7 protein-coding genes are annotated in these 11,517 nt (G+C 65.8%); 3 read left to right on the top strand and 4 right to left on the bottom strand.

Features of this window, described 5'->3' with window-relative positions:
- Positions 1-164 precede the first annotated feature (164 nt).
- The 3 genes from FHU34_RS14375 to FHU34_RS14365 all read left to right on the top strand — a co-directional run bounded on the left by FHU34_RS14375 (position 165) and on the right by FHU34_RS14365 (position 2,007).
- A complete protein-coding gene (locus FHU34_RS14375; RefSeq protein ID WP_145780639.1) occupies positions 165-662 on the top strand; it encodes a hypothetical protein in 498 nt (165 codons plus the stop codon).
- A gap of 276 nt (positions 663-938) precedes the next feature.
- A complete protein-coding gene (locus tag FHU34_RS14370) occupies positions 939-1,820 on the top strand; it encodes a helix-turn-helix domain-containing protein (protein ID WP_145780637.1) in 882 nt (293 codons plus the stop codon).
- Entirely contained in the window at positions 1,813-2,007 is a 195-nt protein-coding gene (locus FHU34_RS14365; protein ID WP_145780635.1) for a DUF397 domain-containing protein, read from the top strand. Before FHU34_RS14370 ends, FHU34_RS14365 begins: the two co-directional genes overlap by 8 nt.
- Positions 2,008-2,070: 63 nt before the next feature.
- Here the strand turns inward: FHU34_RS14365 and FHU34_RS14360 are convergent, their stop codons facing one another.
- Genes FHU34_RS14360 through FHU34_RS14345 form a run of 4 tightly spaced genes read right to left on the bottom strand, consistent with a single transcriptional unit; the run spans position 2,071 to position 11,340 of the window.
- On the bottom strand, positions 2,071-2,514 hold the full coding sequence (locus FHU34_RS14360; RefSeq protein ID WP_145780633.1) for a hypothetical protein: 444 nt from the start codon (positions 2,512-2,514) through the stop codon (positions 2,071-2,073).
- A 33-nt stretch (positions 2,515-2,547) separates the two neighbouring features.
- The gene (locus tag FHU34_RS14355; RefSeq protein WP_145780631.1) at positions 2,548-7,467 is read right to left on the bottom strand and encodes an Eco57I restriction-modification methylase domain-containing protein; all 4,920 of its coding nucleotides are present in this window, start codon (positions 7,465-7,467) and stop codon (positions 2,548-2,550) included.
- Positions 7,464-10,265 (bottom strand): SNF2-related protein, encoded by a 2,802-nt coding sequence (locus FHU34_RS14350; protein ID WP_145780629.1) that lies wholly within the window; start codon positions 10,263-10,265, stop codon positions 7,464-7,466. Before FHU34_RS14350 ends, FHU34_RS14355 begins: the two co-directional genes overlap by 4 nt.
- Positions 10,266-10,278: 13 nt before the next feature.
- The gene (locus tag FHU34_RS14345; RefSeq protein WP_145780627.1) at positions 10,279-11,340 is read right to left on the bottom strand and encodes a serine/threonine protein kinase; all 1,062 of its coding nucleotides are present in this window, start codon (positions 11,338-11,340) and stop codon (positions 10,279-10,281) included.
- Positions 11,341-11,517 lie beyond the last annotated feature (177 nt).

The following is an 11,517-nucleotide window of genomic DNA, read 5'->3' as shown; positions in this document are numbered from 1 at the left end:
TGGCCGGTACGCACGACAGAGAGCGGAGGCGCTGAAGGTGACTGACCCGACCGGGAACGATCGTCGGCCCGGAGGGATTGGGTCGACCCATTCGTGGTCATATCTGACCGTCCAGCCGATGACGCGACCGGTCCCGCCGATCAGACCCACATCAACATCTGGTCTTGCACGTCGCACACCTCAGGCAGGATCTGGGGCATGACAACGCACCGCCCGACCACCGCGCGCCTGGTCTACGGTCACGCGCAGATGCACGACTGCCTCGCCTTCGCCGACGCGACACCGCCGCCCGCCCGCACCTGGGACGAAACCCGGCGAATCCGGACCACCCACGTGTCGAACCTGCCGTCCCGGAGTGTTACGGCCCCGACAAGGACCCCGCGGACGACGAACCGTTCGACGTCAACGAAGTGGGTTCGGTCGTAGAGGGCAACTGGCCGCCGTTGGTAGCCGAAGGGGCCTTCACGCTGCTGCCAAAGGATTTGCGCACGCGCTTCGGCAAGCAGCGGGCCACCGTCCTCAATGGTGAGCTGCTAGAGATCCCGTTGAGCGATGTAGCGGAGCTGGTGGCTGAGCTGCGGCGGCACGGCTACGAAATGCAACGCGATGGCGAGCTGATCAACGTGCTCGATGGCCGCAGCTTCAGCCCGCTGGCCGGCTGACCGCGACTTCGGGCTCCGACCGCCGGCTCCGCGCGACACGCCGGAGCCGGCGGGAATTTCGATCACCCCGAAAACATACAGAACCCCCATTGGTACGCCGAAAATCGCCGCCTGGGAATTGCACGTGCATGACTGTTGTCGGGAGTGTCTTGTATGGTCAGACGCGTATCGCTATTGATGCAGTGGCACCGCCGAAGAATGGCCGAACGGCAACGGTTCCACGTTTCAGCGATGGCGTCGGGATGTAACACCATGCAACACGGAGAGGGGTGGCGGATGGCCGACGACATGGGATCGACAGTGCCGCGACGGCAGCTTGGGCGGGCGCTGCGCGACCTGCGCACCGAAGCGCGGATGACGCTGGACGGCGCGTCCGAGGCGATGCAGTTCAGCCGACAGAAGCTGTGGCGCATCGAGACCGGCCTCGGCCCGGTCCGCTCCGTGGACGCCAAGGCGATGTGCGAGCTGTACGGGGCGACGCCCAACCTGACCGGTGCCCTCACCGCCCTGGCTGCCGAAACCAAGGCCAAGGGCTGGTGGCACTCGTACGGCGACGCCGTCCCCGACTGGTTCGAGCTCTACGTCGGCCTGGAATCCGCCGCCTCTTCCATCCGCCGCTTCGACGAAGCGCTGATCCCCGGACTGCTTCAATCGCGCGCCTACGCCCTGGCGATCTACCAGCACCGCCACGAGGTGACGGAAGAGGAACGCGAGCGTTTGGTCGAAGCACGACTGCAACGGCAGGCGCTTTTTCATCGGCGACTGCCTCGGGCACCCAAACTCGAGGTGATCCTGGCCGAAGCAGCGTTGTTGCGGAGGGTTGGGGACGCCGCGACCATGGCAGATCAGCTTCGTCGTCTACTGGAGATCGGGGAGATGCCCAACGTCTCGGTCCGAGTGCTCCCGCTGACTGCCGGGATCCATCGAGGCGCGGAGGCGGGCACCTTTGTCATCCTCGACTTCCCACCCGCCAAACGGAACACCCCTGAGCCACCGGTGGTCTACCTCGAGTCGTGGACCGGCGCCCTGTACCTGGATCGGCCAGAGGAATACGCAGCCTACGAGCAAGTGTGGGCAGGCCTCGATGACTTGACGCTCGATGAGGCACAATCGAGGCAGCTCATCGAGAAGATCATCGGAGAGGTCCACCATGGCTGATTTGACTGACGCTCAGTGGCGCAAGAGCACCCGCAGTGGCAGCAACGGTGGCGATTGCGTGGAGGTCGCCGGCAACCTGCCCGGCCTCGTCGCCGTACGCGACAGCAAGGACCCGGCGGGACCAGCCCTCACCTTCTCCCCCGCCGCCTGGAACAGCTTTGTTCAGGTCACGAAGTCCGAGCACTGACACGCACGACGGACGGGAGCGCAGTTGGCGGACGCGCCGGACACGCTCCCGTCACACAATCGGTCAGGAGGTCGCGTCCCCGATCACGGACTGAGCCGCGTCCTCGAACAACGACCACCGGTTCCGCCACACCTCCACGTCCTTCGGGTAGATGGCCGTGTGACGGCTCTCCGGGTTACGCGGGCGAACACCGCCGACACTTGCCATGAACTCGTCGTGCCGCTCGCGCACCCCGGCACGCAGGTCCTCTCCCGGCACGACGTAGAAGTCCCGACGCCCCTCGGTCACGTCCACGAGAACGTAGACATCAACCGACATCGCCGTCATCTTGTCGATGTCCGCGATCATCCAGGTGCCCTGCGCGGCAACCTGCACAGCCGCAGTCCTACCACTGATCGTCACGAAGGTCTGCGGACCATGCAAGCTCGCCGAATGGCCGTGCAACAGGGCCTCCGCCACCGCTAGGTGGCGCCCAGCCTGGTGCTTCTGGTGGTTAGTCGGAGCCATCTGCTCTCCTTCGGTTGGAATCGGGGTAGCGGGCTACGACGGCTGCCAACCCGCGTCGATCGCATCCTGAAGCCGCTTACTGAACACGGCATGCGCCTGCCGGTACTCGCTCTCCCGATCTGCCTTATAGAACGGCGCCACGTACCCCTCGGGCAACAGATTCCGCTCGGAACGCTCTAGGTACGACATTAACTGATCGTAATGACCCTTGGTCTGACCATAACCAAACGCGTAAGAGTCAGCCGCAACCCTTCGGCCATTAGCGTCGAACCACGTCTGATCTTCTCGGTCAACCAGGATCGGATAACGAGAACGTAGAACCGCAAGCAGTTCCTCAATCCCAATACCAAGCCATACAGCCACTAATGAATCGATCTCAACTAAAGCGGCTCGGCGTTCATACTCCGACCGCAGGGGAGTGTCTGCCCCCCACGTTTCAGATACACCACCAAGTTCCACCACGCACGGCCAACTGAGGGCCCAAGTCTCTTCGCCCCAGTCCGAGCGGTACAACTCCGACCACAACTCCGCGTAGCTGGATGTCAGACAGTTCAGTCGTAGGACACGCAGGAGGAGCGGCTGGCTCAGGGGATGGCCTGGGATCGGCACGGGCATAGTCTGAGCCTCATGGCGACCGAGGTATGTCAGGCCGAGCACCCGGATAATGTAGTCCAGTGGGAGCGATGCCCAGAATCCCGCAACCAGCACAGTCTCCAGACTGGAAGACATCGCGAGACTATGCACGGCGTGCACATGCGAAAATTCCTTTGGCAGGATCGACGCGTAGAGAGATCGCTCCATTGCCTTCGGGTCAATCATTGCCCGCCACCCAAGCCGATAGTATTCGGTGTAGGGCCGCCCGTCCCATTGATCTTGCACACGAACAAACTCCCGCCGATCGCACCCTCGCCTGTACGTCGTGCGCGGGAGAAAACCGTCCTCAAGCATGGTGAGATTGATCGAGCCCCAGTCCTTGACACCCTTGAACGGCACGTTGGGCTGCTTGGAGAGTGGCGTTCCTACTGTGAAGTGGCTGCCCTGAAGGATCACCTCGTTGGCCGCGGACGGTACGCCCACGCCGTACTCAATGAGACCCCTGTCCTTTGCCGTCTTCTCGTTCATCCCTGAAGTCGTCCAGAAGGGCCGATCGCCGAGCCTGTAAACGACCATCGATAGGGCCTCGATTGCGCCCTGCTCGTGAGTGGTGATGGGATACAACAGTTGGGCTTCGGAAACAGCACCATACGGCTCGCCCCGCAACCTCTGCCACTCCGCGAGTAGCGCGAGGTCAACGCTAATTACTCGTGAAGCGTGTGGGCGAATATCCCAAGAACCATTATACTTCTGTCCAGGAATCATGCCAGATCCATCGTGTATCAGCGATCCGTAGAGCGGTTCGACTCCATATAGCTTACTAAGGTGCAGGAAGTGGATTTCCTTCACCGGCCCGTATACGTGGAGCCCGAACTCGATATTCCTGCCAACAGGAGATGCGAATGCCCAATTGGCGGCATTCACGAAACCAGCATGCAGCCGGAGCCTCCTATATGCCTCGCCCCTGAGATGCCCTTCTCTAACCCCAACAAAATGGGTATCAGGATGGACAAGCGCCGTAACACCACGCGACCCTTGGCTGCCCCAACAGCGACACATAAAAGCTCGATACAGATCCGGCCGAGTGCCATTCATTAGCGGATATAGAATTCCCGATCCGACGAGCTTTACAAGTCCCGCGTTTGCCCCAAGCTCTCCCAGGTAACGATGTCTGGGTGTGGCGGATGCGAGCGCCTCAGTTTTTCTCTCCTCGATATCGCGAACACTCGCCCGTTCAGCCGTTTTGAACCAAGGTTCCTCTTCCGCCAAGCTGCCCGCGGCGTCCCAATCCGGCCGAACCCAAGGTGGGTTACCAACTTGCACGTCGAAGCCACCCTTGGCGAAGGCTTGGGCGAAGGTGAGCTCCCAGTGGAAGAAGCTCTGCTGGTCGGCAATCCGATGGGCCGCGAGGAGCCAGGGAAACCGGTCGGAGAGGGTCCACGGCGAGTCGACGCCGATTACGCCGTCGAGCTTCTGCTCGAACTCGCTCATCTCGCTCAGGCTGGTGAACGTCCGGCCGTAGAACCGTTCGGCGTTCTCGTCCAGGTCAGTCCGGCCGATGAGCGCCTCTGCGAACGTCAGCCAATCATCCAGGTTGGACAGCGGCACCTGCTGGCGAAGTTGTTCCGCCACCGTCATCCGACGGGTGCCGGTCGCCTTCGTCGGCATCTTCATCTGCTGCGGCTGCACGTTCCCGAAGATGTCCGCGGTCTCGTAGACCACCGGTTCCTCGTACGCCGGCTCGTCCTTGATGTGGGAGACCTGGACAGGCGCGGCCGGATAGGCCGGATCGGAGCCGTCGAGCAGCCCGACCTTGTCCAGCGGCCAGAACCACAGCGCGCACCAGACGTCCATCAGCGTCTTGAGCCGCCAGTACGGCGTGCCCGGCGCGGTGAGGTCGGCCAGGATCTCCTCCCGAGGCACCGCCTCGGTGACCTCAGGCAGGTCCTCAGCACCCCAGACCCGGATGTCGCGGCGAATCTCCCGCTCGGAGATGGCGAGCCGCTGCTGCACCAGCCCCCACAGGAACTCGACCCGCCGCGCGAGGGCCTGCAAGCGTTGGACCTGCGAGTTCTTTCCCTTGGCCGACGGCGTGCGCTTCATCGCCGTACGCCAGGCTTTTAAACGGGCGGTCTCAGCCGGCGCCAGTTCGCGGGCCTCCTTCTCCCCCGCGACCGCGCCCCAGCCGTCGGCGGGGAGCAGGAAGTGGTGGATGGTGCCCTCGTCGATCGGCCCGTCCCGGAAGGGCTGTTCCTTGGGTGCGGTGGTGAGCCACGACTTGTCGGTGAGCTGCTTCGGGGTGTAGGTCTTGCGGCCGGCGCCGATGAGGGAGTTGCCGCGTTGCAGGTGCAGGCCGAACCAGGGGGCCTGGAGGCCGGCGTGCATGACGTTGAGCCAGAGTGACACCTCGGCCAGCTCGACGGCGGTGCGGTTGAGGTCGACGCCGTAGCTGTTGTGCAGGGCGATGTACGCCTTCACCCGCTGGAGTTCGAGGTGGTAGTCCTCCGGGTCGAGGGTGACGTCCAGTTCCTTCTGCCGGCGGCGTAGGTATTCGGCGGCGACCTGGTTGATCGCCTCGTTGAGGAACGCGCCGGAGCCGAGCGCCGGTTCGCAGATCGTCCAATCCAGCAGTTCGCGGGCCGGGGTGATGGTGTCGTCCTGGTCGAGCCGGTACTTCAGGGCGAGTTGGACGGTGACCTCGGTGAGCGACTGTGGGGTGTAGTAGGAGGCGCTGGTCTGCCGGTCCCGGCCGGCGAGCCGGTAGACGAACTGTCCCGCTTCGTAGCAGACCCGGCTGCGCACGCCGGTGTACGCGTTCTCCCTGTACACGAAGACGTTGTCGTCGTACTCGTCGGTCTTGGAGGCCGGGATCATCCACGAGCCGTCCTTCGGGTCGCCGTTCTTGGCGACCTCGTAGAGCTGCTCGGTGGCGACGAAACCGGTGTACGACATCAGGCCCTCGTAGACCGCGCCGAGCTGGTTGATGCCGAGCTGGGCGTACGAGATGAAGCCGCCGCGGCGCTTCTTGCCGCCCTTGGTGAGCATGAGCCGGCGCAGCACCTCGTAAAGGACCTTGTTGCGCAGCCGCGTGTCGATCTTCGGGCCGTCCGGGTCGTCCGGGTCACTGCCCGGTACGGCGATGAGCCGACCGATGAGCTTGGTCTTCTCCGGCAGGAACAGGTCCGACTTCATCGGCTCGAAGCGCAGCCCCTCCCCCTCGCTGGCCTTCTCCTCGACGTCTGCGCCGCGGCGCGGCCGGTGCCCCTCGTTGACCATGTGGAACAGCAGGTCGAGGGACTCGTACAGGTGGGTGCCGTCCTCCGCGGAGGGGGCGAGGCGGCGGGAGACGAGGTCACCGAGGCGGGCGAGGCTGTAGCCCTCGACGTACTGCGGGTCGTTGACCGGCAGTACGCCCAGCTCGGGGCGAGCCTCGGCGTAGAGCAGGAACAGGATGCGGTAGAGGTAACGCAGCGATTCCCGGCCCAACTCCTTGGCCAGCTCGTCTAAGTCCATCACCTGCTGCGGCTGGTAGCCGGCCCGGCGGATCTGGTCGAGGACCTCGTTGGCGATGAGCTCGACGGAATCCTTCAGGCCCACACGGAGTTCGCTGGACACCCCGACGGCGTGCTGGCGGGAGCCGGCGACCAGGTCGGCGAGGGGTTCGGTGCCGCCCTCTGCCGGTGGGCGCAGCGAGTCCGCGCCGAAGAGCGCGGCGACGACGTCGAGTTCCTTGTCGTCGTTGCGGGCGTACGCGGTGTCGAGGCTGACGGCCAGGTAGCGGCCCTCGCCCCAGACGGTGCGGTCGGCGAGGGTGACCACGCCGCCGCTGAGGATCAGCACGTAGCGGGGCTTCGGGTTGTCGGCGGCGAAGAGCAGGGAGGCGAGCTTGGCGCCCGTCTCGATGGTCTCGGTGTTCGACAGGGTGAGCGGGTCGAGCAGCCGGCCGGCGTCGTCCGGGTCCTGTGCGGCCTCGGTGTCGACCGCCCAGCCGCAGTCCAGTGCCACGATGCCGTGCGCGGTGCCCAACTCGGCGTGGGCGACGTGGACCTCGTACTCCTGGGCGTTGCGCTCGACGGTGATGGTCTGCGGCTGCGGGTCGAACCCGAGCGCCTCCAGCACCTCTCGATGGTGCTTACGCAGCCGCTCGGGGTCGAAGAGTTCGGCGTCGGTCAGCTCGGTCTTGGAGTCGAAGTAGGGCCGGCGCAGGCGGCGGAGCTTCGTGCGTGGGGTCTGCTCGCCACTCTTCTCCTGCTCGGCCCACTGCTTGAGCAGGCCGCCCTTGAGGGTGGCGGGCAGGATCTCGGCCAGGTAGTGCGCAGAGAGGTACTCGCCACGGTTGGTCAGCGACTCGAAGCTCATGCGGCGTTCTCCTGCGACGGTACGAGGACGGCGAGCACCCGCAGCAGCGGGTCGCCGGCGGTTTCCAAGCGGTCGAGCAGGTCGTGCTGCTCCTGGACGGTGGTGTCGACGCGTTGGCGTCGCTTCTCCCGGTGCGCGCCGGGCAGCTCGTCGAGGATGCTGGCCTGTTGGAAGGTCCTCAGCTGCTCGCGGTGCCGCTGCAACGGCTCCGCGTTGGCCTCGGCCCACTCGGCGCGCTTGCCTTCCAGGTACTGCCGGGCAACCTGGACAGCCTCCGGCAGCAGCTCCTTGAGCGGTTCGATGGCGATGACCTCGGCGCGGTTGACCATCGTCGGGCCGACGTTGGCCTCGCGCAGCACCTCGTCCATCGGGCGGATCGTCGGCGAGGCTGGTAGGTCGGAGACGGCCATCCACTGGACGACGGTGGGTTGGCCGAGGCGGTTGGCGTAGACGCCCTGGATCAGGAACGTCGGCGCGGCCACGTCGGCGGTGAGCACCGGGGCCTGCTGGCGGCCCAGCCGGATCAACACCTTGTCGACCAACCAGTCAACCATCGGGTGCACGTCGCTGAGGAAGGCGATGTCCGGCCACATTGGGGTCTTACTCTGCCGGGCCTGGTCGAGTTTGCGCTGCGCGAGCGGACGGTCGAAGGTGACCTTGAGCCGCAGGTCCTCGCCCTCCCGGTGCGCGCGCAGGTAGGAGCGGGGCAGATCGGTGAGCCGGTGCACCAGGTCGTCGGGTGCGAGGAAGGTCAGCAGTTCGTCCTCGCGGCGCAGGTCGATGTGGTCCTCGGGGCGGTCCTCGTAGATCTCGTAGAGGGCCGTGTCGACGAAGTCCTGGGTGGAGTCGAAGAGTTTCGGCACCCGGGCCTGCAACACGTCCGCCGTCACGGGCGCGGTGCCGACCTCGCTGAAGAGGTCGGCCATCACGTCGACCTCGGCGTGGGCGGCCTCGTACGACTCGTCCACCGACTTGCCGGCGAGCAGGTCCCGGACCAACCGGTCCTCCTCAGCCTTGGCGTCGAACTGACCGGTCAGGGCCTCGACGCTGCCAAGACTGCGGTGCGCGGTCTCCTCGCGGTTGAGCAGCTTCTCGGCGACCGTCCGGTCGTCCTTGGCGTCCTCGCGGTCGGAGGTGAGGATCAGCGCGCGGAACTGCGGCTGGTGCTTCTGCCCGTACCGGTCGATCCGGCCGTTGCGCTGCTCGATCCGGATCAGGCTCCACGGGATGTCGTAGTGGATCAGGTGGTGGCACTGCTGGTGCAGGTTGACACCCTCGGAGGCGACATCACCGGTGAACAGCAACCGGACGTCGCTGCCGGCCAGCTCGAACTCCTGCAGGATCGTCTGCTCGTCCTTGTCGGCCACGCCGCCGTGCAGCACCCGGATCGCGTTGGGCTTGAGGCCGAGCAAGCCGGGGACCACCTCGGCGAGCCACTTGATGGTCGGCACACGCTCGGAGAAGACCACCGCCCGGGTGTCACTCCCCTTACCAACGCCGATATCCCGCAGCTCGTCGACCAGCCCCTGGAGCTTGCTGGAATCCTGGTCGGTCATCGCGGACGTCAGCTCCGCGAGCCGGTCCAGCGCCGCCCGCTCGGTGCCGGTCGCCTTCTTACGCCGGTTGGTCACCGTCTCGTGCAGCGCGCGGTGCGAGGACAGGAACGACTTCAATAAGGTGTACGGGAAGAGTCGGTGCTGCCCGGTGACTGGCTCGTCGGTCCACTTGCCGGCCAGCCACACGTCGGTCAGCTCGTCGAAGATGCGCTCCTCGCGTTCGCTGGCTTCGCAGTGCAGCGCCTGGGACGGGCCTCGGTCGGCCCAGCGGTCGCCGATCTGGTCGCGTACCTCCGGGCTGATCTTCGTGCGGCGCAGGTAGAGGTGCGCGATGTCGCTGGCCTGATAGTCCTTTTCGTTGGCGATAGCCGCCGGGTCGAGCAGCGAGATCAGCTGGGCGAAGGACTCCTTGTCGCCGTTGTGCGGGGTGGCGCTGGCCAACAGCAGCGCGTCGGTCTTCGCCGCCAGGCGGCGGGCCAGTTCGTTGCGCTGGGTGCCCTTGTTGATGAGGTTGTGCGACTCGTCGATGACGACCGCATCCCAGGTCGTGGCGTCGAGGTGGTGGCCGAACTGGCCGGCGTCCTTGAGGGTGTCGACCGAGATGATGGCCCGCTTGAAGTAGGTGAACGGGTTACGCCCCGCGGGGATCTCCTGCTGGATGCGCTGGATGCCGGTCGAGTCGAGTCGGACGAGCGGGATCGCGAACCGGGTCCAGAGCTCACGCTGGAACTGTTCGAGCACCTGCTGCGGCGAGACCACCAGGATGCGTTCGCCTCGGCCCCGGCGGATCAACTCGGCGAGGATCAGCCCGATCTCCAGGGTCTTGCCCAGACCGACAACGTCGGCGAGCAGGATCCGCGGCCGCAGGCCGGACAGGGCCAGCTCGACCGGCCGCTGCTGGTAGGTCAGAGGGTCGAGCAGGAACCGGTCCGCGAGGGCCAACCCCCGCTCGGTGCGCGGCAGCGGCGTACGCCGCAGCACGGCCTCCAGGAAGAGGCGGCTCTGCCGGAACCGCGACGAGGTGTCCTGGACGAGTTCCGTCTCCTCGGGCACCAGCGGCGTGATGTCTTCAAGCTTGGTGAAGAAGGTCGCCTCGACGTCCTGCACGAATTCCGAGACGCCGACCGCCTTCACCATCGTGCCGTCCGCGGTGCCGGTCTTGACGCTGCGGATCAGCCACTCCTCGTCGCGGACGACGATGCGGGAGCCCGGGGCGAAGGTCGCGGCCTGGGTGGTGGTCATCGGTGGTGCCTTCCTACAGGGTCGAGCGGCGGGCGTACTGGCGGCGCACCTTGTCAACAAGCCACGTCACGTCAGTGGACGCCTTGGTGACCGACTTAGGCTCGTGCTCGTCAGGCTTGGTCGGATCCGGAGGGGTCACATCCTCGATGACCGGCGTGTCCTCCGGGTCTTCTCGCGGATCATCCAGGTCCGGCGGGACCAGCAGTTCGGTGCCAGCGTCGTAGGTGAGAGCGGCCACCTCCCGGCGCAGGGCGTGGACGGTCTTGCCGCTGGTGGCGGTGGCGACCGCCAGCAGCCGGGCACGAACGTCGTTGAGGCCGGGTCGGGCGGTGGGGTCGAAGGCGAGCATCGCGCCGAGCAACTGCACCAGCTCAGCCGGTACCTCGGAGAGGTCGGGAAGGTCGCCCGGCTCGCTGATGCGCAGCAGCAGGTTCCAGGAGTTGGTCGGCGGGTAGAGCCCTCGCCCGGTGAGCGCGAAGACCAGCGTCGCCGCAAGCGCATAGACGTCCACCGCCGGAGTGAGGTCCCGCTCACCCCTGACCTGCTCGGGTGACATGTAGGCGGGAGTGCCGACCAGCGCGCCGGGCTCGGTCAGGTAGTCGTTCCGGTCGATCAGCACGGCCAACCCGAAGTCGATCAGCTTGGGGCCGTCGGGGCCGAGGATGATGTTCTGCGGCTTGAGGTCACGGTGCAGCAACTTGACCTCGTGCACCTTGGTGAGGCCTTCGGCGAGCATCGCACCGGCCATCGCGGCCAGCGGCAGGGAGAGTGGCCCCCGTGCGTCGACGTGCTGGCGCAGCGTGGCCCCGGGGACGTACTCCACGGCGAGCCAGGCCGGGTTCGCGTACGCGTCGGCGCCCTCAAGGCGGGCCACCCGGGAGCCGAAGACCAGCTTGAGGCTGTCGACCTCGACGGCGAACCGCTCACGCACCGTCGGCGCCTCGATCAGGTGCTGCTTGATCACCTTGATGGCGACCCGCTCGGCGGTCGGCGACACCGCGAAGAACACGTCGCCCATGCCACCTGAGCCCAGCGGCCGGACCAATTCGTAGCCGCCGATTCTGCCCAGCGTCATTCGTCCCCCTCACGATGACACCCACCCAAACTGCGCGTCCGCCCTGTCGGCTGGACGCCTCGGCGGACGCATGACCGTACAACGTCGAACTTTCTACGAGGAAGCGTCCGAACGGCGGTTCTTGTTGGGCGCTGAAGTCATACTCCATGTGGCTCGATGGACGAGTCCGCGTTAACC

Origin of the sequence: Micromonospora taraxaci (assembly GCF_007830095.1) — a bacterium.
In the GTDB taxonomy this organism is placed as follows: domain Bacteria; phylum Actinomycetota; class Actinomycetes; order Mycobacteriales; family Micromonosporaceae; genus Micromonospora; species Micromonospora taraxaci.
The sequence above is the reverse complement of the archived record's forward strand: the minus strand, read 5'-3'. Positions and strand labels throughout refer to the sequence as shown.

Bases quoted from the DNA above. Each gene is read 5' to 3' on its own strand.
- FHU34_RS14370 (WP_145780637.1), top strand. From the start codon at position 939: ATGGCCGACGACATGGGATCGACAGTGCCGCGACGGCAGCTTGGGCGG.
- FHU34_RS14365 (WP_145780635.1), top strand. From the start codon at position 1,813: ATGGCTGATTTGACTGACGCTCAGTGGCGCAAGAGCACCCGCAGTGGC.
- FHU34_RS14360 (WP_145780633.1), bottom strand. From the start codon at position 2,514: ATGGCTCCGACTAACCACCAGAAGCACCAGGCTGGGCGCCACCTAGCG.
- FHU34_RS14355 (WP_145780631.1), bottom strand. From the start codon at position 7,467: ATGAGCTTCGAGTCGCTGACCAACCGTGGCGAGTACCTCTCTGCGCAC.
- FHU34_RS14350 (WP_145780629.1), bottom strand. From the start codon at position 10,265: ATGACCACCACCCAGGCCGCGACCTTCGCCCCGGGCTCCCGCATCGTC.
- FHU34_RS14345 (WP_145780627.1), bottom strand. From the start codon at position 11,340: ATGACGCTGGGCAGAATCGGCGGCTACGAATTGGTCCGGCCGCTGGGC.